The sequence below is a fragment of the Geodermatophilus sp. SYSU D00758 genome, from assembly GCF_054049955.1.
The window spans coordinates 20,473-42,752 of the sequence record NZ_JBJGYK010000026.1 but is presented as its reverse complement, the minus strand read 5'-3'; the positions used below and the strand labels follow the sequence as shown (position 1 = coordinate 42,752).

20 protein-coding genes are annotated in these 22,280 nt (G+C 72.4%); 10 read left to right on the top strand and 10 right to left on the bottom strand.

The genetic code is table 11. From position 1 onward, the window contains the following. Window positions 1-141: 141 nt before the first annotated feature. On the top strand, window positions 142-1,200 hold the full coding sequence (locus ACI8AC_RS17835) for a hypothetical protein (RefSeq protein WP_456899168.1): 1,059 nt from the start codon (window positions 142-144) through the stop codon (window positions 1,198-1,200). Between the two features lie 8 nt (window positions 1,201-1,208). On the opposite strand, the gene ACI8AC_RS17830 is transcribed toward ACI8AC_RS17835, so the two are convergent. The 3 genes from ACI8AC_RS17830 to ACI8AC_RS17820 form a co-directional block, all read right to left on the bottom strand. Next, window positions 1,209-2,153: a glycosyltransferase family 2 protein gene (locus tag ACI8AC_RS17830; protein ID WP_456899167.1), complete on the bottom strand. Its 945-nt coding sequence runs from the start codon at window positions 2,151-2,153 to the stop codon at window positions 1,209-1,211. Continuing rightward, entirely contained in the window at window positions 2,150-3,151 is a 1,002-nt protein-coding gene (locus ACI8AC_RS17825; RefSeq protein WP_456899166.1) for an NAD-dependent epimerase/dehydratase family protein, read from the bottom strand. The genes ACI8AC_RS17830 and ACI8AC_RS17825 overlap by 4 nt, the downstream gene beginning before the upstream one ends. Window positions 3,152-3,321: 170 nt before the next feature. Then, on the bottom strand, window positions 3,322-4,287 hold the full coding sequence (locus ACI8AC_RS17820; RefSeq protein ID WP_456899165.1) for a GDP-L-fucose synthase family protein: 966 nt from the start codon (window positions 4,285-4,287) through the stop codon (window positions 3,322-3,324). A 92-nt stretch (window positions 4,288-4,379) separates the two neighbouring features. Between ACI8AC_RS17820 and gmd the strand changes: the two genes are divergently transcribed. Continuing rightward, on the top strand, window positions 4,380-5,393 hold the full coding sequence (gene gmd, locus ACI8AC_RS17815) for a GDP-mannose 4,6-dehydratase (RefSeq protein WP_456899164.1): 1,014 nt from the start codon (window positions 4,380-4,382) through the stop codon (window positions 5,391-5,393). A gap of 13 nt (window positions 5,394-5,406) precedes the next feature. Here the strand turns inward: gmd and ACI8AC_RS17810 are convergent, their stop codons facing one another. Together ACI8AC_RS17810 and ACI8AC_RS17805 are read right to left on the bottom strand one after the other, a co-directional pair. Next, window positions 5,407-6,513 carry a glycosyltransferase gene (locus ACI8AC_RS17810; RefSeq protein WP_456899163.1) on the bottom strand — a complete coding sequence of 369 codons (1,107 nt, stop codon included), beginning with the start codon at window positions 6,511-6,513 and terminating at the stop codon, window positions 5,407-5,409. A 4-nt stretch (window positions 6,514-6,517) separates the two neighbouring features. Continuing rightward, entirely contained in the window at window positions 6,518-7,108 is a 591-nt protein-coding gene (locus ACI8AC_RS17805) for a hypothetical protein (RefSeq protein WP_456899162.1), read from the bottom strand. Between the two features lie 174 nt (window positions 7,109-7,282). On the opposite strand from ACI8AC_RS17805, the gene ACI8AC_RS17800 reads away from it, so the two are divergent. The 4 genes from ACI8AC_RS17800 to ACI8AC_RS17785 all read left to right on the top strand — a co-directional run bounded on the left by ACI8AC_RS17800 (window position 7,283) and on the right by ACI8AC_RS17785 (window position 11,309). Beyond that, entirely contained in the window at window positions 7,283-8,515 is a 1,233-nt protein-coding gene (locus tag ACI8AC_RS17800) for a glycosyltransferase (RefSeq protein ID WP_456899161.1), read from the top strand. Window positions 8,516-8,835: 320 nt separating this feature from the next. Continuing rightward, window positions 8,836-9,591: a glucose-1-phosphate cytidylyltransferase gene (locus ACI8AC_RS17795; protein ID WP_456899160.1), complete on the top strand. Its 756-nt coding sequence runs from the start codon at window positions 8,836-8,838 to the stop codon at window positions 9,589-9,591. Continuing rightward, window positions 9,592-10,299: a PIG-L deacetylase family protein gene (locus ACI8AC_RS17790; protein WP_456899159.1), complete on the top strand. Its 708-nt coding sequence runs from the start codon at window positions 9,592-9,594 to the stop codon at window positions 10,297-10,299. Next, window positions 10,287-11,309, top strand: a complete 1,023-nt coding sequence (locus tag ACI8AC_RS17785; RefSeq protein WP_456899158.1) for an NAD-dependent epimerase/dehydratase family protein — start codon at window positions 10,287-10,289, stop codon at window positions 11,307-11,309. Before ACI8AC_RS17790 ends, ACI8AC_RS17785 begins: the two co-directional genes overlap by 13 nt. A gap of 11 nt (window positions 11,310-11,320) precedes the next feature. On the opposite strand, the gene ACI8AC_RS17780 is transcribed toward ACI8AC_RS17785, so the two are convergent. After that, the gene (locus ACI8AC_RS17780; protein ID WP_456899157.1) at window positions 11,321-11,878 is read right to left on the bottom strand and encodes a dTDP-4-dehydrorhamnose 3,5-epimerase family protein; all 558 of its coding nucleotides are present in this window, start codon (window positions 11,876-11,878) and stop codon (window positions 11,321-11,323) included. Window positions 11,879-11,907: 29 nt separating this feature from the next. On the opposite strand from ACI8AC_RS17780, the gene ACI8AC_RS17775 reads away from it, so the two are divergent. Both ACI8AC_RS17775 and ACI8AC_RS17770 read left to right on the top strand, forming a co-directional pair. Beyond that, complete coding sequence (locus ACI8AC_RS17775) at window positions 11,908-13,011, top strand: class I SAM-dependent methyltransferase (RefSeq protein WP_456899156.1); 1,104 nt, start codon at window positions 11,908-11,910, stop codon at window positions 13,009-13,011. Between the two features lie 23 nt (window positions 13,012-13,034). Beyond that, on the top strand, window positions 13,035-14,111 hold the full coding sequence (locus ACI8AC_RS17770) for a glycosyltransferase family 2 protein (protein WP_456899155.1): 1,077 nt from the start codon (window positions 13,035-13,037) through the stop codon (window positions 14,109-14,111). Here ACI8AC_RS17770 and ACI8AC_RS17765 read toward each other — a convergent pair. The 4 genes from ACI8AC_RS17765 to ACI8AC_RS17750 all read right to left on the bottom strand — a co-directional run bounded on the left by ACI8AC_RS17765 (window position 14,050) and on the right by ACI8AC_RS17750 (window position 19,003). Next, window positions 14,050-15,018, bottom strand: a complete 969-nt coding sequence (locus tag ACI8AC_RS17765) for a TIGR03621 family F420-dependent LLM class oxidoreductase (protein ID WP_456899154.1) — start codon at window positions 15,016-15,018, stop codon at window positions 14,050-14,052. The two genes, ACI8AC_RS17770 and ACI8AC_RS17765, sit on opposite strands and share 62 nt — an antisense overlap. 324 nt (window positions 15,019-15,342) lie before the next feature. Continuing rightward, window positions 15,343-16,266 (bottom strand): hypothetical protein, encoded by a 924-nt coding sequence (locus ACI8AC_RS17760; protein ID WP_456899153.1) that lies wholly within the window; start codon window positions 16,264-16,266, stop codon window positions 15,343-15,345. Window positions 16,267-16,512: 246 nt separating this feature from the next. Beyond that, window positions 16,513-17,676: a hypothetical protein gene (locus tag ACI8AC_RS17755; RefSeq protein WP_456899152.1), complete on the bottom strand. Its 1,164-nt coding sequence runs from the start codon at window positions 17,674-17,676 to the stop codon at window positions 16,513-16,515. 19 nt (window positions 17,677-17,695) lie between these two features. After that, window positions 17,696-19,003, bottom strand: a complete 1,308-nt coding sequence (locus tag ACI8AC_RS17750) for a methyltransferase domain-containing protein (RefSeq protein WP_456899151.1) — start codon at window positions 19,001-19,003, stop codon at window positions 17,696-17,698. A gap of 352 nt (window positions 19,004-19,355) precedes the next feature. Here ACI8AC_RS17750 and ACI8AC_RS17745 point away from each other — a divergent pair, with 352 nt between their 5' ends. After that, the gene (locus ACI8AC_RS17745) at window positions 19,356-20,540 is read left to right on the top strand and encodes a glycosyltransferase family 4 protein (protein WP_456899150.1); all 1,185 of its coding nucleotides are present in this window, start codon (window positions 19,356-19,358) and stop codon (window positions 20,538-20,540) included. Between the two features lie 222 nt (window positions 20,541-20,762). Continuing rightward, entirely contained in the window at window positions 20,763-22,265 is a 1,503-nt protein-coding gene (locus ACI8AC_RS17740; protein WP_456899149.1) for a polysaccharide biosynthesis tyrosine autokinase, read from the top strand. The last annotated feature ends 15 nt before the right edge of the window (window positions 22,266-22,280 follow it).

Sequence of the window (22,280 nt, the reverse complement as noted above, 5' to 3'; positions counted from 1 at the left end):
CCTTGGACCGGCATCCGCACGGGGGCAAGACCCCGCCGTCCGCCCGGTGGCGGCCGCGGCCGACGCCGCAGCGCACGGCGCTCGGCGGGTCCGCTCTCTAGGCTGACGCGGTGGTGAGGAGGAAGTCCTGGTGAGGACGGCGTGCAGCGGGCGCACCGGATGCTGATCGCGACCTGGTTCCACGGGGACGAGGCCGGCAACGCCGGCACGTACCCGCAGACGTTCGGGGACAGCACCGACGTCATGCACTGGCGGACCTACTTCCGCTGCATCGACCTGCTGCTGGCCTCGGCGAGCCGCTGGGCACCCGGGGTCCGGCTCCTGGTCGTCCTGAACCCGGCGGGCGCGCGGGCCCTGTCCCGGTCCCGTCGGGAGCTGTGGCGCGGGGCGGGCGCGGCGGTGGTGGAGGCCGACAACACGCACCAGACCCCCGCCTCCTTCCCGGCGGCCTGGAAGAACCAGTTCTTCGTCCTGGACTGCCTCCGGGCCGTGGCGGATCGCCTGGAGGCGGACGACGAGGTGGGGCTGCTGCTCGACAGTGACTGCCTCGTCACCGGTCCGCTGGACGCGGTGGACGACACCGTCCGGGAGCACGGGCGTGGGGCCCTCGAGATCTGCTACTCCCGGTCGGTGCGCGTGAACGGCCTCAGCCGCGTCGAGATGGACGAGATCGCCACCGCGTACTGGGGCCGGGAGATCAGCGGCCTGCCCTACCTCGGCGGGGAGTTCGTCGGCGCGACGGCCGCCCGGATGCGCGAGGACCTCGAGAGCTACGAGGCCCTCTGGGCCTGGAATCTTGCCCGCGAGCGGCGGGGGGAGCCGTTCCTCAGGGAGGAGGCGCAGCTGATGAGCGTCGCCTCCGCCGGTGTCGACGTCTTCCGGCTCCCCTCCGAGCACGTGTCCCGGATGTGGACCCAGCCGTGGGGGTTCCGGAACACCAGCGACGAGGACCTGCCCCTCATCGCGCACCTGCCGGCCGAGAAGCGCACCGGGCTGCCGCGCCTGCGGTCCGCCGCCCTCGATCCGGACAGCTGGTTCTGGGCCCACGGCGAGGAGGAGTGGCGGGCACACGCCGGTGCGCTCGTCGGCGTCCCCCGCTACCGGCCGGGCAAGCTGGTCAGGGACCTCTGGACGCTGTCCCCCCGGGCCGTTCCCAGCCTGCGCCGCCGATGGGCGTCGCGCGGGCAGATCCACGGGTGACCCTGGCGTCACCCGTCTGCATCGGCGTACCGGGACAACCAGGCGGGTCGGGGCACGCCGCGCCCGTCGTTCGGGACCTCCCCGCGCCGGCGTCGCAGGGCCCCGCGTGCCTTCCGCGCCGTCCCCCGGACACCCATCCCCACCAGGCCCCTGCCCAGGAAGTTGGCCGCCTCCCGCCGGTCGCCGCTGCGGTACGCCATCCGGGCGAGCGCCACGTACCACGCCGCGGGATCCACGCGGAACGGGCGGCCGCCGTCCCCGGCCGGGTACTTCTCGCGCATGTAGTGCAGCTCGCGGAGGATGCCGCGCGGGTCGTGGAACATGCTGTCCTGGTGGACGTAGTAGCCGACGAGGTATTCGTCGACCGCCGCCAGGGGTGACTCGAGGCTCAGCCGGAGGTAGAAGTCCCAGTCGGCGAGGATCGAGATCCGCTCGTCGAAGCCGCCGACCCGGCGCGCGAGGGCCGTGTCGACCAGCACGCCCGATCCGCCCCCGGGGATCGGCTGCCGCTCGAGCAGCAGGTGGGAGACGTCCCCCGACGCCGGTGCCTCGTCGGTGGCCCGGATGCACAGCTTCGCGTCGAGGTGCACCGCGCTCCCGCAGGACCACCCGGCCCCCGGGGACCTGCCCAGCGCGTCCAGCTGGGCCCGCAGCTTGCCGGGGGCCCAGAGGTCGTCGTCGTCCACGAAGGCGACCCACGGGGTGTCCGCCCGCGCCAGGCCGGTGTTGCGGGCGGCGGAGACCCCGCGGGCGGGCGTGTGCTCGACGACCTCCACCGACCCCAGGGAGCGGGTGCGCACTGCGTCCGCCGTGCCGTCGGTGCCGCCGTCGACGACCACCACGACGTGCAGGTCCACGTCCTGCTGGTGGACGACCGAGTCGAGTGTGCGAAGGACGAGGCGGCGCCGGTTGTGCGTGGGGATCACGACGGTGACCTGCGCGGGACCGTTCACGGCGTGCACCTGCTCTGCCTCGTCGCGAGGGCGCCGGGGACCTCGGCGGGTCGGCGCAGCCACCGGACCGTCTCGGTGAGGCCGTCGCCGAGGGAGACCCGGGGCTCCCAGCCCAGCACCGTCCGCGCGAGAGCGGTGTCCGGCCGGCGGGCGCCGGGATCACCCGGCGGGCGAGGGACGAACTCGATCGGCGACGCCGACCCGGTGACGTCGAGGACGGTCCGGGCCAGCGCCAGGACCGGCACCGCCTGCGGATGGCCGAGGTTCACCGGCCCCGGGTGCCGGGAGCGCACCAGCCGCAGTAGCCCGTCGACCAGGTCGTCGACGTAGCAGAACGACCGGGTCTGCGAGCCGTCGCCGGCGACGGTCAGCGGCTCGCCCGCGAGCGCCTGCCGGAGGAAGGTCGGGACGGCCCGGCCGTCGTCCCCCCGCATGCGTGGCCCGAAGGTGCTGAAGATCCTGGCGATGGTCGTGTCGACCCCGTGGTGGGTGCGGTACGCGGTCGTGAGCGCCTCGGCGAACCGCTTGGCCTCGTCGTGCACGCCCCGGGGGGCCACCGGGTCCACGTGTCCCCAGTAGGTCTCCGGCTGGGGCTGCACCTGCGGATCCCCGTACACCTCGCCCGACGACGCGAGCAGCAACCGTGCACCCTTCTCCTTGGCCAGGCCGAGCGCGTGCAGGGTGCCGGTGCTGCCCGCGGTGAGGGTCTCGACCGGGAACCGGAGGTGGTCGGCGGGCGACGCCGGGCAGGCGAGGTGCAGCACCGCGTCGACCGGGCCAGGGACGTGGACATAGTCGGTGATGTCGCACTTGACGAGGCGGAACCGCTCGTGCCCGAGGACGCCGTCGAGGTTGTCCGGCCTGCCGGTCAGCAGGCTGTCCAGCGCGACGACCTCGCAGCCCTGGCCGACCAGCCGCTCGCAGAGGTGGGAGCCCAGGAACCCGGCCCCTCCGGTGACGACGACCCGCTCCACGCGCGGCGGTCCGGCGCGGCTCACCGGCGGGAGGTGTCGTCCGGGCTGCCGGGAGCGGACCGCCGTTCGGCGTGCATGCGGTTCCTCCCGGGCCGTGGTGCCGCACGAGCCGTGGGTGCGCGCACCGGATGTGGGCGCTGAAGATGGCATGCCGCCGGGCCCGGTTCAAGACGCTTGCATGCGCCGACCGCACGTCAGGCCGCGCGCACCCCGCCGGACGCCAGCTGCGCCCGGTACCAGGCGTAGGTCTGCTCCAGGCCCTCCCGCAGACCGATCTCCGCCCGCCAACCGAGGCCGTGCAGCCTGCTGACGTCGAGCAGCTTGCGCGGGGTCCCGTCCGGCTTGCTGGTGTCGAACTCCAGGTCGCCCCGGTAGCCGACGACGTCCGCCACCACCTCGGCGAGCTCGCGGATCGAGAGGTCCTCGCCGACGCCGACGTTGATCGGCTCCGGCCGGTCGTAGTGCTCCAGCAAGAACAGGCAGGCCCGGGCGAGGTCGTCGACGTGCAGGAACTCCCGCCGGGGCGTGCCGGTCCCCCACACCGTGACCGTGCTGGCGCCCTGCTCCCGGGCCTCGTGGAACCGGCGGATCAACCCGGGCAGCACATGGCTGTTCGTCGGGTGGAAGTTGTCGCCCGGCCCGTAGAGATTGGTCGGCATCGCCGACACGTAGTGCACGCCGTACTGGCGGCGCAGCGCCTGCACGTGCAGCACCCCGGCGATCTTGGCGATCGCGTAGGCGTCGTTCGTCGGCTCCAACGGGCCGGTGAGCAGGCTGTCCTCCCGGATCGGCTGCGGAGCGTGCTTGGGGTAGATGCAACTGGACCCCAGGAACAGCAGCCGAGTGGTGCCGTGGCGGGCCGCGGCGTCGAGCACGTTGACCTGCATCCGCAGGTTGTCCGAGAGGAAGTCCGCCGGGGAGGAGTCGTTGGCCACGATCCCGCCCACCCGGGCCGCGGCCATGACCACCGTTGCCGGCCGCTGGCTCGCGAAGAACTCCTCCACGGCGACCGGGTCCCGCAGGTCCAGCTCCGCCGAGGTCCGGGTCACCAGGGAGGTGAAACCGACGGCCCGGAGGTGCCGCAGCACCGCGCCGCCCACCAGCCCGCGGTGCCCGGCGACGAACGCGGGAGCGTCCCGGTCGAGGAACGGAACCGGCATCGGGAACCCCTCTCTTGCCGCCCGGTGCGCCTACGCTAGCCGCCACTCTGCTCCGGGAGGGCCCGGATGACTGCGCAGGATGGGGACCGGCTGTGGCGCGATCGGCCTTGATCACCGGCATCACCGGCCAGGACGGCTCGTACCTGGCCGAACTGCTCCTGGGCAAGGGGTACGAGGTCCACGGGCTGATCCGCCGGTCCTCGACCTTCAACACCGAGCGCCTCGACGGCGTCTACCAGGACCCCCAGGCGGCCGACCGCCGGCTGTTCCTGCACTACGGGGACCTCAACGACGGCGTCACGCTGATCAACCTGCTCCGCGACGTCAACCCCGACGAGGTCTACAACCTCGGCGCGCAGTCCCACGTGCGGGTGTCCTTCGACCAGCCGGTCTTCACTGGTGACGTCACGGGCGTGGCGGCGATGCGCCTGCTGGAGGCGGTGCGCGCCGCGCGCGTCCGCACCAAGATCTACCAGGCCTCCTCCTCCGAGATGTTCGGTGGCACCCCGCCGCCGCAGGACGAGGACACACCGTTCTACCCACGCAGCCCCTACGGGGTGGCCAAGCTGTACGCCTACTGGGCCACCCGCAACTACCGCGAGGCATACGACGTCTTCGCCGTGAACGGCATCCTGTTCAACCACGAGTCGCCGCGCCGCGGCGCCACGTTCGTCACCCGCAAGATCACCCGGGCCGTCGCCCGCATCCGGGCCGGCCTGCAGGACACGCTCTACCTGGGCAACCTCGACGCCGTCCGTGACTGGGGCTACGCCCCCGAGTACGTCGAGGGCATGTGGCGGATGCTCCAGCACCCCGAGCCCCAGGACTTCGTGCTGGCCACGAACACCGCCTACACGGTGCGGGACTTCGTGCAGATGGCCTTCGCCCATGTCGACCTCGACTGGGAGCGGTACGTGGCCCACGACCCCCGCTACGAGCGTCCGACCGAGGTCGACGCACTCATCGGGGACTACTCGAAGGCCAAGCGGGAGCTCGGCTGGGAACCCACGGTCCGGACCCCGGAACTGGTAAGGATCATGGTCGACGCCGACATCCGGCTCCTCGACGACGAACGCGCGGGCCGTCTCGTGCGGATCGACAGCTGACCGTCGGCGGCCCTCAGGCGGCCGCCGCCCGGTAGATCTGCACCAGCCGGTCGGCGATCCGTGGCATGGCGAACCGCTGCGCCGCCAGGGCGGTGGCCGCGGCTGCGGCCCGGGCCCAGGCCGCGCGGTCGTCGAGCAGGTCCAGGACGCCCGCCGCCAGTTCCTCGGCCGATCCGTCGGTGACCCGTGCCGCGCCTGCCGCACCGGCGACCTCGGACAGCCCGGTCCGGTCGGTGATGACGGAGGGCACCCCGGCGCTGAACGCCTCGAGCAGCGCCATGGGGAAGGGCTCGGCGTAGCTGGGCAGCACGAAGACCGCCGCGTCCGCCAGGTGGGCCCGGGCCCGCTCCACCGTGGTCGCGCCCCGGTAGGCGCACCGGTCGGACAGGCCGCGCCGCTCGATCGCGGCGAGCGTGGCCGGCAGGGCGCCTCCGTCCGGCCCCCACAGCTCGAAGCGGGCGTCGGGACGACGGCGCGCCACGATGGCGGCGGCGGCGACGAACGCCTCCGGCCGCTTGCGCTCGGCCAGCCGCGAGCTGTACAGGACCAACGGTGCCCCCTCCGGCGGCTGCGCCTGCCGCTCGGCCGCGGGAACCCCGTTGTCGACGCGGTGCAGCCGGGTGCCGTCGACGCCCTGGACCCGCAGGTCCTTCTCCTCGTGCCCGGTCAGCACGAGGAAGGCGGCGGCGTCCCGGAAGACCCGCCGGGTGAGCAGGACGTCGACACCCGACTGCGCGCGGGACGGATCGGGCCGGATCTGGCCGTGGGTCTGCAGGACGACGGGCACCCCGCGTCGCTGGGCCAGCCTCGCCGCGGGCAGGGTGACCAGGTCCCGGGTGACGTGCACGTGGACCACGTCGAAGTCCCCTGCGTGGCGGCCCACCCAGCCGAGCAGACCGGGCGCGACCAGCCCGGCGAAGGACTGCCTCAGCGGCTTCCGGGCGCGGAAGAGCCGGAGCTCGGCCGGGTGACCGGGTCGCGCGGCACCGTCCCAGCCGGCGGCCACGGTGACGGGGTGGCCGGCGTCCTGCAGCGCCGCCGCCTGGTCGAGGGCGACCGACACCGGCCCGCCGTAGCTCCCGTCCGAGCTCACGTAGGGGGCGACGGCGAGGATGCGCACGCGCTCAGCCCCGGACGGGGTCGCCGCTGTCGGCTCCCGCGCAGGGGAACCGCGGCCCGAGCACGGCCCCGCCCCGCGACCCGAACACCATGCCGGCGGGGACGTCCCCGCTCACCACCGTGTTCGGTGTGACCAGCGCCGAGGCGCCGATCCGGCTGCCGCCCAGGACGACGCAGCGAGCGGTGACCCAGGCGCCGTCCTCGATGACGACCGGGCGGGTGATCAGCGCCATGTCCCGGCGGTGGGCGTGCGAGCCGGTGGTGACGAACGTCCCCTGGGACACCACCACGTCGGAGCCGATGGTCAGCCGGTCCTGGTTGTGCAGCCAGACGTCCTCCCCGATCCAGCTGCGGTCCCCGACGGTGAGCTTCCACGGGAAGCGCACCCGGAGCCGGGGGCGCAGCAGCACCCCGGCACCGATCCGGGCGCCGAAGGCGACGAGGACGGCCCGTCGCACCCGGGAACTGATCTGCCAAGGGTTGGTGACCAAAAGGAGCTCCGCGACGCTCCACAGCAGCACCTTCCACAGCGGTGCGTCCCAGGACTCCCGCGCTCCCGGGGCTCGTGAGAGGTCGATGACCGGGGTGCCGGGCACGAGGCGAGGATAGGGAACGGAGACGGCTTACGGACAGCCCTCGGAGCCGGGTGTGGGAAGGGGCTCCCGCCGGCCGTCCGGGCCGCTACCGTGCTGGACCCCCAGCCCCCCGGTGACCGGACGAGGAGGTGAGGTCCAGTGGCCCGGAGTGTCCGTGGCGATGCGCTCCCCGGCGTGCTGGTCGTGGGGCTGCACTACGCGCCCGAGCACTCGGGCAACGCGCCCTACACAACCGGGTTGGCGCGCCACCTGGCGGGCACCGGCCTGGCCGTCACGGCGCTGACCGGCTACCCGCACTACCCGGAGTGGCGGCTGCACGCCGGCTACGAACGGCGCCGGGCCCCGGAGACCGACCACGGCGTCCGGATCCGGCGGTTGCGGCACCCCGTCCCGGAGCGCCCCACCGGGTCCGCGCGGATCGTGATGGAGTCCGTCTTCGCCCTCGGCGTGACCGGTCAACTGCTGCGCCGTCGCGCCGACGTCGTCGTCGCGGTCAGCCCCGTCCTGCTGTCGCTCGTACCGACGGTGCTCCTCCGCGGGGTCCGCCGCTACCGGGTCGGCGTGGTGGTCCAGGACCTCTACGGTGCGGCCCTGGCCGAGACGGGGCTCGGCGGTGGTCGGCTCACGAAGGCCACGGCCTGGCTGGAGACCGCGCTGCTGCGGCGGGCCGACGCGGTCGTCGTCATCCACGAGGTGTTCCGCGCCCGGTTGGTCGCGGCGGGGGTGGCCGAGGACAGGATCCAGGTGATCCACAACTGGGCACACGTCTCGGTGCCGGAGTCGGTCGATCGGGCCGCCGTGCGGAGGGGCCTGGGCTGGGGGGACGACGAGGTCATCGCCCTGCACGCCGGCAACATGGGCGTCAAGCAGGGCCTGGAGGGCCTGGTCGACACCGCCCGCCTGGCCGGGGACCTCGGCAGCCGCGTGCGCGTGGTCCTCCTGGGGGACGGCTCCCGCCGGCCGGTGCTGGCCCGGTACGGGGCCGGCCTCCCGCGGCTGTCCTTCCTGGACCCGCTGCCGGCCGGCCGGTTCGAGACCGCCCTGGCCGCGGCCGACGTCCTGCTCCTGCACGAGAAGCCGGGCGTCGTGGAGATGTCGGTCCCCAGCAAGCTGACCAGCTACTTCAGCGCCGGGCGACCGGTCGTCGCGGCCACCCACCCCGGCAGCGGCGCGGCAGCGCTCATGACCGCCTCCGGCGCGGGACCCGTCGTGGCCGCGGGGGACGCGGAGTCGATCCTGGCGGCGATCGAGGAGGTCGCCGCGGACCGGACCTCAGCCGATGCCCGGGGGGCGAGGGCGCGGGCCTATGCGGCCGCTCATCTCACCGGAGCCACCTCGTTGCGCCGGTACGAGGCGTGGGTCCGTGCCCTCCTGCGGCCGGCCGACACCCGCGCCGCACCCCGGTGACCGACCGGCCGCCCGTTCCCGCGCAGCAGTAGCGCTGGGTGCAATTCCACTGACGCTGCGGAGTCCTTTCGCCCCTCGTCGAGCAACCCGTTGACGAGCCGTCGCGGAGATCGGAGGGTGCTCATTCATCCGGGGGCCCGGCGAGGTCCGGCAGGCCGGACGACCACCCGTCGACGAGAGGAGGTCGGTGCACCTGCCGTGGGCATGTCGGTGCAGGTCACCGGCCTCGCCAGTACGTCCTGCGAGGAGCTGAGAACAGGAGTCCGCGCATGAAAGTCGTGCTCTTCTGCGGCGGTTACGGACTGAGGATGCGGGATGGGGTGACCGACATCCCGAAACCCATGACGATGGTCGGCCACCGCCCGCTCATCTGGCACGTGATGCGCTATTACGCCTATTACGGGCACAACGACTTCATCCTCTGCCTGGGGTACGGCGCGCACCACATCAAGGACTACTTCCTCAACTACCGAGAGACCGCGAGCAACGACTTCGTGCTCCGGGACGGCGGCCGCCGGATCGACCTGCTGTCGACCGACATCGCCGACTGGACGATCCGGTTCGTGGACACCGGTGTGGACTCCGCGATCGGCGAGCGGCTCCGCCGCGTGCGGCACCTGGTGGCCGACGAGGAGGTGTTCCTGGCCAACTACTCCGACGTCCTCACCGACGCCCCGCTGGACATCATGATCGAGCGCTTCCAGGCGAGCGACGCGACCGCGAGCCTGCTCGCGGCCCGCCCGGAGCAGACCTTCCACTGCGTGGACGTGGCCGGGGACGGGCGGATCCGGTCCATCCGCGCGGTCGTCGACATGGACCTGTGGGTCAACGGCGGGTTCTTCGTGCTCCGCCAGGGGGTCTTCGACCACATCCCCAAGGGCGGCGACCTCGTCGACGACGCCTGCACCGCGCTGGCCGAGCGCGGCGAGCTGCTGTCCTACCGCTATCCCGGCTTCTGGCACCCGACGGACACCGTCAAAGAACGCAACAACCTCGAGGCGCTGTTCGCCCACGGGACCCGTCCGTGGATGGTGTGGGAGACCGACCCGACCCGCGCGCCGGCGCCGGCGGTCTGAGTGCGGTCACTCGACCTGGCGGGGCGGGCCGACGGCCGGCCGCCGCTGGTCGTCGCGCTCGGAGCCCACTGCGACGACGTGGAGATCGGCGCCGGTGGGCTCCTCCTGGAGCTGGCCGAGACCTGCCCCGGTGCACGGGTGCAGGTCCTCGTGCTGACCTCCACCCCCGAGCGCGAGGTGGAGACCCGGTCGTCGCTGAAGGCCTTCACCGAGAACCTGGACCTCGACCTCACGGTCCTGGACCTGCCCGACGGCCGGCTGCCGGTGCACTGGGGGCAGGTCAAGGAGCTGCTCGAGGAGGCCGGCGCCCGGGCCCGGTCCGCCGGTGGCGCCGACCTCGTGCTGAGCCCCTCCCGGCACGACGCGCACCAGGACCACCGGCTCATCGGGGAGCTGTCCACCACTGTCTTCCGGGACCACCTCGTGCTCGCGTACGAGATCGTCAAGTGGGACGGCGACCTCGGCCGCCCCGCCGTGCACCTCCCGCTCCGGCCGGAGGTCGCCGAACGCAAGTTCCGCCTGCTCGAGGAGCACTACCCGTCGCAGAGGGCCCGCGACTGGTTCGACCGCGAGACCTTCTTCGGCCTCCTGCGGCTGCGCGGCGTGGAGTGCCGCAGCCGGTACGCCGAGGCGTACTGGACCGACAAGATCGTGCTGGGGCTCCCCGCCCCGGCGCCGACCAGGTGGGGGCGACCGTGCGAGTCCTGATCACCGGCAGCGAGGGCTACCTCGGCACCGTCATGGCCGAGGTGGTCGGCGCGGCCGGCCACGACGTGGTCGGGCTGGACAGCGGCTACTTCATCGGCGCCACCCTGGGCCCCGAGCCGGCCCGGCCACCGCTGGTCCGACGGGACCTGCGTGACGTCGGGGTCGACGACCTGACCGGGTTCGACGCGATCTGCCACCTGGCGGCGCTGTCCAACGACCCGCTCGGCAGCCTCGCGCCGGAGGTCACCTACGACATCAACCACGCCGCGAGCACCCGCCTGGCCCGGCTGGCACGAGACGCCGGCGTCCGCCGCTTCCTGTACGCCTCGACGTGCAGCGTCTACGGCGCCTCCGGCACCGACGAGGTCCTGGACGAGACCGCGCCCCTCGCCCCCGTGACGGCGTACGCGGAGAGCAAGGTGCGCGTCGAGGCGGACCTGCACGAGCTGGCCGACGACGACTTCGAGCCGGTCTCGCTGCGCAACGCGACCGCGTTCGGGTTCTCGCCGCGGCTGCGCGCCGACATCGTGCTCAACGACCTGGTGGCCTCCGCGGTGCTCGACGGCGAGATCGTGGTGAAGTCCGACGGGACGCCGTGGCGGCCGCTGGCCCACGCCCGCGACATCGCCGAGGCCTTCCTCGCCTGCCTGGAGGCGCCCCGCGAGGCGGTGCACGGCCAGGCCTTCAACGTCGGCATGGAGAGCGAGAACCGGCAGGTGGCCGACATCGCGGCGGTCGTGGCCGAGGCGGTCCCCGGCGCCACGGTGCGCATCACCGGCGAGTTCGGCGGCGATCCGCGCTCCTACCGCGTCGACTTCAGCCGCATCACCCAGGCGGTGCCGGCCTTCAAGCCGACGTGGACGACGTTCGAGGGAGCCCGCGAGCTGGCCGAGGCCTACCGGCGGTACGGGCTGACCCGGGAGATGCTGACGACCCGGTTCACCCGGCTGGCCTGGTTGCGTCGCCTGCAGCAGGAGGGACGGCTGACCGGGGACATGCGGTGGCGCTGAGCCGCGGGGCCTCAGCGACCGACCTCCAGTTGCCGCACCAGGTCTCCCCAGCTGCCGGCAGCCGCATCGCGCGGCGAGATGGCGCTGACCGGCAGAGGCCAGCTGATACCGAGGTCCGGGTCGTCGTACCGGACGGCGACGTCCTCGGCGGGGTCGTGCTCGCGGTCGATGCGGTAGCAGACGTCGGCCTCCGCGGTGAGCACCTGGAAGCCGTGCAGGAAGCCCGGTGGCACGTACAGGTGCCGTCCCTCGACGTCGTCGAGGCGGAACGAGGCGCTGCTACCGAACGTGGGGGAGCCGGGCCGCGCGTCGACGAGGACGTCGAGCACCGCGCCGCGGGCGCAGCGCACCAGCTTGGCCTCCCCGGCGCCGGCCCGGCCGTGCATCCCCCGGAGCACGCCGCGGCGCGAGCGCGACTGGCTGTCCTGCCGGAAGCCTCGGGCGTCGACCCCCGCCCGCTCCGCCACGGCCACGTCCAGCGTCCGGACGAACCACCCCCGGTCGTCCTCGTGGCGGGTCTCCGGCAGGAAGCAGACGACGTCCTGGAGGTCCGACCGCTCGATCAGCACGCGGTCAGTCTGCCGGTCGAGGGGCGCCGGTGAGGTCCGCGACGTCCTGCCGCTGGTGCGGCTCGGCGGCCGGGGAGGTCGTGCTGGACCTGGGCCTCCAGCCGTCGTGCGACGACTTCCCCCGACCGGAGGACCCGCCCGCGGCGGTACACCCGCTGCGGCTGTGGGTCTGCACCGGCTGCTCGCTGGCCCAGCTGCCCGACCGCTCGCCCGCGCCCCGGGAGCCGCGCGCGGTGGAGCCCGCGGCGCTCCGCGCGCACGCCCGGGACTCGGTCGACTGGGCTCTCTCCCAGGGGCTGCTCGAACCGGGGATGTCGGTCCGGGAGTTCGGCAGCCCGCACGGCGGGAGCTGGGTGGAGCTGCTGGCGGACGCCGGCCTGCGCGTGCCCGGCAACGGGAGCGGCGCGGTGGACGCCGTGGTCGACGTCTTCGGCCTCATGCACGAGGAGGACCAGCGGGCCGGGCTGGAGCTACGGCTGGCCGGCCTGGCCCCCGATGGCGTCCTGCTCCTGGTCTTCCCGCCGCTGGAGACGGTCGTGGCGCACCGGCAGTGGAACGCCGTCCGGCACGGGCACCACGCCTACCCGTCGACGGCGGTGGCCGCCCGGCAGCTGGCGGAGTTCGGTCTGGCGGTCGCGGCCACCACGCTGCACCCGCTCTACGGCGGGACGCGGCTGCTGGCCGCCCGCCGCGATCCCGTGATGCGGCCCGGGCCGGCGCCCGCTTCGCCGCCCGACGTCCCCCGGGAGGCGCTGGCCACCCTCGCCGACGCGGTCGCGGCGGGGACCTCCGCCCTCCGCGCACACCTGGAGAAGCAGGCGGCCGCGGGCCGGCGGGTCCTCGGGTACGGGGCGGCGTCCCGTGCCGTCCCCCTCCTCGTGGCCGCCGGGGTGGGCCCCCGTCTGCTACCCGGCCTCGCGGACGCCTCGCCGGCCAAGCGGCACCGGGTCGTCCCGGGCGTCCGGATACCGGTGATCGGCCCCGATGATCTCGTGGCCGCGCGGCCCGACGAGGTCCTCCTGTTCCTCCCCGACCTGCTGGACGAGGTCCGCCGGGCCCTGCCGGACGTCGAGCGGAACGGTGGCAGGTGGTCGACGATCGACACGCTGACACGGAAGGAAGCCCCCCGGTGAGCACAGTCCCGGACGGCCCGCTCGTGACCGTCGCGATCCCCACCTACCGCCGACCCGAGATGCTGCGCGAGGCGATCGAGTCGGCGCTGAAGCAGACCTACCCCAACATCGAGATCCTGGTGTCCGACAGCGCCGCCGACCCCGAGATCGAGGCCCTCGTGGCGAGCTACGGGGACCCGCGGCTGCGGTACCGGCACAACGGCGCGGTCACTGACATGAGCCACAACGCGCTGGCTATGTTCCAGGCCGCTCGCGGTGAGTTCATCGGCACCCTGCACGATGACGACCTCTGGGAAGCGGACTTCCTGGAACTCCTCGTACCGCCGTTGATCGCCGACGAGTCGCTCACGCTGTCCTTCAGCGACTACTGGGTGATCGACGTCGACGGCACCGTCAGAGAGGACCTCACGGACGCCATCGCTCATGAGCGCGGACGGGACGTCCTGGCCCACGGGGTCCATCGGCCGTTCACGGATCTCGCCACGACGATCCGGGCCATCGCCATGAGCGTGGCCGCCGTCTTCCGGGCCGCGGCGGTGGACTGGTCGGACTGGCAGCACGAGGCCCCGGCCGCCTACGACATGTGGCTGGCCTACCTCCTCGCCCGGGACGGGGCAGGCGCCTGGTACGAGCCGCGACGGCTGACTCGCAACCGGCAACATCCAGATGCGGCCTCGTCGACCGCCCGCCTCGACGAAGCCGCTGTGTGGGCCTTCGACCGCTTCCTCGCGGACGAGCGACTGGCCGCCATCCGGCCCGAGCTGCACCGCGCCGCCGCGCCGCACCATGTGGGGATCGCCTTGACCGCGCTACGCGAGCGAGGCCCGCAGGCACGGCGGGTCGCCGCCCGCCGCCTCCGCGAGGCCGCCCGCGGCGGCCTGTCCCCCCAGCTCCTCGTGGGCTGCGCCATCTGGCTGCAACCCCCTGCGGCCAGGAGGTGGGTCATCGATACGGTCCGGAGGGCTCGGGCGCAGCGGGCAGGACGGGAACCGGGACCGACGCATCGCGGAACGGCCGGCCCTGCACGACGCTCCCGGTTCAGCGGCCGGCCAGCGCTTCCACGATCGGGGCGATGGCATCCAGGTCGCCACCGAGGTTGAGATAGCTGAACCCGAACTCCTCACGCCGTCGGACGAGCAGATCGATGCACTCGTCCACCGAACCCCGGAGCACGGAGGGGGAGTCGGCGAGGACCTGCGGCGCCTCCTCCAGCAGGCGGGCATAGCTGCTCGCCCTCGGGCCCAGGCCCTCCGCTTTCCCGACCTGGCAGTGGAAGACGCTGAACTGCAGTTCGAGGTCGTCCGGATTCCGCCCGGCCGCCGTGGCCGTCGTACGCACCCTGCTCACCTTCCGTGCGATCGACGCCGCGGACAGGTCCGCTACGGCTGCGTGATCCAGGCGTCCGGACTTGAGGCGGGGGTGCACGCTGACGATGTCGGCCTCGCGTGCTGCAAGGTCCAGCATCCGAGGACCTCCGCCTCCGATGAGGAGGGGAGGTCGCGGCTGCTGGACGGTGGAGGGAACGCCGGTCAGGCCTCGGACGGCGTGGTGCTCGCCGACGTGGCACACCTCTTCGCCGGCGAAGAGGGCCTTGAGTACGGCCACCGACTCGGCGAGCCGGTCGATCCGCACGTCCGGCGGTTCAAAGGGCGTGCCCAAGACCTCGTAGTCACCCGCCAGCCACCCAGCCCCAACCCCCAGCTCCAGTCGGCCGTCGGAGAACACGTCCAGGTTGGCAGCGGCCCGGTGGACCAGAACCGGGTGCCGCAGGTCGGTGTTGAGCACGAGCGTCAGGAGGCGCAGGGACTCCGAGCTGTCCGCGGCAGCCTGCAGCGCGACGAACGGATCCAGCGCCCAGCCTCCCGCGAGGTGGTCGGAGATCGAGATGGTGGCGAAGCCGAGGTCCTCGATACGCCGCACCTCCGCGCGCCACGCGCGCAGGTCGCCGTTCCAGCGGGGCACGGGTGCGATGAAGCGAAAGGGGCGTGCAGGTCCGGGGTTGTCCACGTCGTCTCCTGGGAGCCGATCACCACGACAGCGTGCGAGATGCGAGATCGGGCAGTGCTCGTCGCCGAGCCTCGCGCCGCCCCGGGGTCGCAGGAATCCCTACACCCATCCGGTCGGGAAGGGAGCGCAGCACGATCCTGCAGCGGTCCACGGCGGTCGACCCCAGGAGGGCAGCGTTCGCCTCGTCCATCAGCCGGGCGTGCGATCGGCATGCCCGACGGCGGCCCCCCGCAGCGTCTGCGGCTGGAGACCAGCCGGGCTCGACGGACACGGCGCGACGTGGGCCCGCTCACCACCGAGCGGATCCGGTCGACAGGGGCTCGGTCAGCCCTGGACGACCAGGCCGGCCCTGCGCTCGCGGCTGGTCTCCTGGTCGTAGGACGCGACGATCTCCTCCGGGACGTGGGACAGATCCCCCACCTGCAAGTAGTCCCTCATGGTCGTCCCCGTGCAGGCCGAGTCGATGTTCCGGGCACCCCGACGGGCCACCACGTCGTCCAGGTGGACGGTGCGGAAATCGATGCTGAAACGCGTCTTCCCGGTCAGGTTCTCGACGGACGAATGCAGTTGCGCAGCGGAGAAGATCAACGTTCCGCCGGGGGGAGCGACGATACGAATCTGCGGATCCGGGTCGAGCGAAACGGTCGCCTTGGGCTGATTCCGCGTATCGGACGTGATGTGCTTCGCCGCGTCCTTGCGACTGGTCTCGTTCCACTCGTAGTAGTCGTACTCGTTCGAGGAGTTGGGAACGGCCTCGTCCCAGTAGCGCGGATGGAATGCCATCACGTTCCCGGATTCAACTTCGTAGATCGGCAGCCACCAGTTCAGCTGGCACATGGGCGCGGAGTACCACGTGTCACGGTGAGGGTGGAAGGCATAGGCGATCCCCGAGGTCAGATACCCGTGCGAGGTGGAGGTCCGCATCCGAGGCACGTCGAAGTAGGTCTTCCCGGGGTCGGCGCCGAGCTCGGTGAGCATCTGCCGGATGCAGTCCTTCGAGCGCGGGTGGTGGATGAACTTCGGCTTGAGCTCGGCGAGCAGGGCGGCATAGTCCTCGACGGCCATGTGGTCCTGAGCCGTCCGCGGGTCCAACGCTCCGAACGCCTCCTCGATCATGTCGCGGGCGTGCTCGACCAAGGCCAGCGCACCGAGTGACGCCGATTGCACGAAGAGTTGGCCGCGGAACAGTTGCTCTCGTCGGTCATCGTCGCTGTGCGGAGCGTCATAGTAGATCGTATTCATCGCCATGGGCGGACCCTAGCGCCAGACCGCGTCAGGAATAACCCCTTTCCATGCGCGCGGGTTGCCGCGCTCGACGCAGTCGAGGACGCGGGAGCCGACCGGCCGGACGAACGCGAAGCAGTACGACATCGGTACACCGAGAGCAGCAGCCCCCGCCCCGCACCACACGTGAGATGGCACAGGAGGAATGCAGGAGGTCGCTGGATCGACCAATGTGCACCGACGTCGAAAGGAAAAGAGGCGGTCGGCAGATCACTCGCTCGAGGCGTCGACTGGGTTCGGCGCACGACCGGCGGATCGAACGTCGGCCACCTCCCCGCGGCGCCGGACCGCAGCCCCCCCATCCCAACCGCCGCCGGCTCGGGATGGGAGGTCTTCGGTCCACGCCGGCCGGTCCTCCGGGCTCGCTGCCACCTCCTCCCGCTCAAGCCACACCTCGTGCCAGTAGGGTTCGATCTGGCGCTGGCACAGCCCGTGGTATAGCCCCCGGCAGACGCCACCCTCGAGGACGAGGCAGCGTCCCGGCAGCTTCAGCATCCGTCCGGTCCAGTCATCGATGATCCGGTGCACGACTCGTTGCACCCGCGTGCTCGTGCCGCAGTAGGGGGTCATCTCCACGTCGAAGGCGAGCCCGCGATTACGACCGTCGCGGTTCAGAGTCCGCCGGATCTCCCTGCGGGTCTTCACCCGGACCCGGTCCCCGGCCGCCAACCCGAGATCGACGGACGGCGTCCGCGTCAACGTGCCCTGGATAGGGGGGACCGACACCCCGCCCCCCAACCGCAGCCACCGCGGCAGATGCGTACGACTGAGGGACTGATAGGTGTTCACCAGTGACGGGATGATCCAGCGGAACGCATCTCTGGCACGGATGTTGCCGTTCCGCACGTCCCAGACGTAATGACGCAGGTCCCAGTGCTTGATGCGTGTGGTGGCGGCACGGACCTGGGTCGCCTGGCACGACCACAACTCCTCGCCGTCCGGACTCTCAGGGGGGTGCACGGCGCGGGCGACGTCCTCTCGCGAGCAGCCCTCCCGGGCGACCGGTTCGGCCAGGGCCACCGTCGCTCCGACGCCCGGGGCGTCGGTAGCCCTGTCGACCGGACGCAGCCATTCCTCCTTCCAGAAGACCAGGCAGCCGGCCTCGCAGCCCCCATGCGCCGAGCCGTCGCAGCGGACGCCGGCGAGGTGAACGGCCGACTCCATGTGCAGCAGACTGCCGTAGAAGCAAGTCGTGTCGGCCCGGCTGGCCACGGTGAAGCGCGACCCGCACTGGCTGAGCATCTCGGGCATGAAGGGAAGGCCGTCGACGGCGGCATCGGGCCCGAGGGTGGCGAGGATCTCGGCCTCCGGCCGCACCTCGACGACGTCCCCGGGCCGCAACCGGTGAGGCGTTCCTTTGCGCATGCGGGTCAAAGGGTCTCCTCCGTGAGGCTCAGTCGATCTCGAGCGCCGGGATGGGGACGACGATGCGGCCGCCCCATTCGCGGATGTAGGCCAGCTGATCGGTGATCTCCTTCCGGAGATTCCACGGCAGCACCAGCACGTAGTCGGGCCGGTCCTCGACGATCACGTCGGGCGCCAGGATCGGGATGTGCGTCCCGGGCAGGAACCTGCCCTGCTTGTGCGGGTTGCGGTCGACCGTGTAGCGGAGCAGGTCCGCGCGGATCCCGCAGTGGTTGAGCAGCGTGTTGCCCTTGCCGGGCGCGCCGTACCCGGCGACCCGCTTGCCTTCCTCCGCGGCGGACACGAGGAAGGCGAGGAGGTCGCGCTTCACCTTCGCCACCACTTCGGCGAAGCCCTTGTGGCCCTCCACGGTGTGCAGCCCACGGCGCTCCTCCTCGGCGAGCAGATCGCGGACCGCTGGGGAGACGTCGCCGGCCTGCGCCTCGTGGCGGGCCCAGATGCGCAGCGAACCGCCGTGCGAGACGAGCTCCTCGACGTCGACGACCGCCAACCCGGCGGAGGCCAGCACCCGTTGCGCGGTGAGCAACGTGTAGTACTGAAAGTGCTCGTGGTAGATGGTGTCGTACTGCGAGAACTCGATGAGCCGCATGAGGTGCGGCACCTCGATGCTCAGCCAGCCGTCGTCCGCCAGCAGGGCGGCCAGCCCCCGGCTGAAGTCCTGCACTTCCGGCACGTGCGCGAACACGTTGTTGGCGACCACGAGGTCGGCCGGACCGTGGTCGGACCGGACCCGCCGGCCCTCCTCCTCGCCGAGAAAGGCGACCCGGGTCGGGATGCCCCGTTCCTCGGCGACGGCGGCGATGTTGGCCGCCGGCTCGATCCCCAGCACGGGAACGTCCCGGGAGACCAGGTGCTGGAGCAGGTAACCGTCGTTGCTCGCCACCTCCACCACGAAGCTCGCGGAGGTCAGCCCCACCCGCTCGGCCGCACGCTCGGTGAACACGCGGGCGTGCTCCACCCAGGACGTGGAGTAGGAGGAGAAATAGGCGTAGTCGGAGAAGATCTCGTCGGCGGGCACGTGCGGGGGTAGTTGCACCAGCAGGCAGCCGGCGCAGACCCACACCCGAAGCGGGTAGAAGATCTCCGGCGACTCCAGCCGCTCGGCCGGCACGTAGCTCTCGCACGGCGGCGACATGCCGAGATCGACGAAGACGTCGGTGAGCAGCCGGCCGCACAGCCGGCACGAACCCCCACCGCGGGCCCCCAGGTCGACGGCGACGTCGTCCACGGCCGGGTGCAGGACCTGCTCGGCGGGACCGGCCGTCGTGACGCTCATGCGCCGGACCGTCCCTGTGTCTCGACCACCTCGACCATCAGAGATCCTCGCTGTCCGTCGGATCGCCACGGGCTCGATGGCAGCCACCTGCCGGTGAGCGCCCTGGCGACGGGGCCTGCTCGGTGGAGGCGTCAGGCTCGCTGGCCCGGAGAAGTGCGTCAAGGTGTTCGGGGCCGAGCCCCCGTCGCGGCGCACGTCGCCACGATCGGTCACCGGATGGGTGCGAGGGAGTGGCTGCCTCGACGCATCCGGACCCGCGACACCCTCACGGGAGGGGAGGGTGAGGGGCTAGGTTCGGGCGGCACGACGCGCGCCGACCCCGGGGTCGGGCCACTCCAGCAGAGGAGTTCTCGTGACGCGTAGCAGCCGGCCCGCCGACGACGGAACCCCTGCGGTCGCGCCACCGGACGCCGGCCGACCCCGGCGTCTGCTGTGGGTCACCAACCTGCCCGCCCCTTACCGGCTGGCCGTCTGGGACGAGATGGTGCGATCCGGGATCGACCTGGAGGTGTGGGTCCTCTCCGAGAACAGCACGAACCGCACGTGGGGCCAGGGCGTCGACCGGCCCTACGTCCGGCTGCTGCCTGCTCGGAAGGTGCGCCTTCGCGAGGGGGAGACGTACCTCTCCCGGGTGTCCCTCCCCCGGCTCGTCGCGCGCATGCGGGAGCGGGATGCCGTCGTCATCGGCGGATGGGAACTGCTCTTCTACTGGCGCGTCGCACTGGTCGCCGCGGCCCTCAGGATCCCTCGGGTGCTCTTCTACGAGTCGACCGGCGCGAGCCACCACTTCTCCACCGGCCCGGTCGCCTGGATCCGGCGCGCCTTCCTGAAGCACAGCGCGGACGCCGTTCTCGTCCCCGGCGTCGCCGCGGAGCGCGCCGTGCTCGCGCACGGGATCCCCCGGTCGCGGATCGTGACGACGTTCAACTCCATCGACCAGTGCGCGGTCCGGCGCGCGGTCGAGGAGGCGGCGGCGGAGCGGACACCGTACCCCCTGCGGTTCTGCTACGTCGGGCAGCTGATCGAGCGCAAGAACGTGGCCGCGCTGCTGGAGGCCTTCTGGGCCGTCGACATCCCCGCGGCCCAGCTGCACGTCATCGGCCAGGGACCCCTGCGGACGAGCCTGGAGGAGCTCTCCCGGCGCCTGGCGGACCGCGAGAGCGGGAAGGAGGTCGTGTGGCACGGCGGGCTGGCCCCGGACCTGGCCATTCGCCGGATGGCCGCAGCTCACGTCCTCGTCCTCCCCTCCACCGTCGAGGTGTGGGGCCTGGTCGTCAACGAGGCCCTGGCCGCCGGCCTCCGGGTGGTGGTGTCGACCCCCTGCGGCGTCACTCCGTCGGTGGCCGGCATGGAAGGGGTGTACCTCTGCGAGCCCACCCCGCTGTCGATCCGGGGCGCCATGGAGGCCGCCGCCGCCGACTGGGACGACTGGATCGCCGACCCGGAGATCCTGCACACCGGCACGCCCCGCCGGTTCGCCGACGACTCGATGCGGGCCGTGCACCTCGCGGCCGGACGGCAGGTGCACCGGAGCTGACCGGGTCCCGGCCGCACCGCCGGACACAGGCCGGGCATCACCGCACGTCACGGCCCTGCGACGGCGTGTCCTCCGCCGGCAGGCGCGGACCCCTTTCGCCCGCCGAATCCGGGTCGAAGTGGCCCTACCGGCCCGCGGACCAGCCGAAAAGCCCCGCGGTTGTGAGACGGTGACGCCCTCGCAGTGGCGGGTCGAGTCCGTCGAGCTGGAGGAAGAGCATCCGTGGAGTTGAAGGAAGTCCTCGCCGCCGTGCGCTCGGCCTGGTGGCTGCCCGCCGTCGGTCTCGTGATCGGAGCCGTCGCTGCACTGCTGATCGGGCTGGCGCAGACCCCCCTGTACACGTCCTCCATGCGGCTCTACGTCTCCACGACGGGCTCGAACTCCGTCGCCGACGCCTACCAGGGCAGCCAGTTGTCGCAGGCCCGGGTGGCGTCCTACGCGGAGCTGGTCGCCAGCGAGAGGTTGACCGGCCGGGTCGTCGACTCGCTCGACCTGCCGATGACTCCCGATCAGCTGGCGTCCGCGATCACCGCGAGGGCGGTCCCCGACACGGTCCTCCTCGACATCACCGTCACCGACCCGTCCCCCCAGCGGGCCCGCGACATCGCCGAGGCCCTGGGGGAAGAGTTCAACGCCATGGTGGCCCAGCTCGAGACCTCGCCGGACTCGGCGCAGGCCCAGGCGACGACGCCGGTGTCGGTGAGCGTGATCGATGCCCCGCAGGTCCCGGGGGTGGCCAGTTCGCCCCGCACCCAGCGCAACGTCGCCCTCGGGGCGCTGGTCGGCCTGCTCGGGGGCGTGGCCGCGTCGGTCGTCCGCTCCCGGAGGGACCGCTCCCTGCGCCAAACCGAGGAGGCCGCCCGGTTGACCGGTGTCCCCGTCCTCGGGACCGTCGTGCGCGACGAGGCTCTCCAGCGGCACCACCTGTTCAGCCGAGCCGCCATCGGGGGGGTCGCTGAGGACCTCCGGCAGCTCCGGGTGAACCTCCAGTACCTGGATTCCGAGAACCCGCCCAAGAGCATCGTGGTCTCCAGCGCCTGTCCCTCCGAGGGAACGACGACGCTGGTCATCAATCTCGCCCGCGTGCTCGCCGAGGCCGGGCGGCGGGTCACCATCGTCGACGCGGACCTGCGACGTCCCCGGGTGACGCGGTACCTGGGGCTGGTGGAAGGGGCCGGCCTGACCGATCTGCTCACCGGGCACGCCGAGGTCGTGGACGTCGTCCAGGAATACGGCGACGAGGACCTGTACGTCCTCTCTGCCGGTCCGATTCCCCCCAACCCGGGTGAGCTCCTGGCGTCCGGGCAGATGAGGGTGCTGATCGACGCCCTGAAGGAGAAGAACGACGTCGTCCTGATCGACACCTCGCCGTTGCTGCCGGTCGCCGACGGATCGAGCCTCGCGGCGCTCGCGGACGGGGTCCTGCTCGCCGTGCGGTACGGCGAGACGAGCAGGGAAGAGCTGCAGCAGGCCAAGACCACGCTGGACCGGGTCGGTGCCAGGACGCTCGGCCTCGTGTTCACCGTCGTGCCGCCCGGGTCAGCCGCGGAGTCGGCGTCCGTCCACAGATACGGCTACGAGTCCGACCCCGTCACGGCGTCTCCGGGGGACGGCCGGGCCGAGGCAGGCAGCACGGCCGCTGACGTCACGCTCCCCCCCGGGCGCCATGCCATGCCGTCCCGCTTGAACTGGCTGCACCGCCTGGTCCGGCGACGCCGCGCGTAGGTAGGGCCCCGCAGC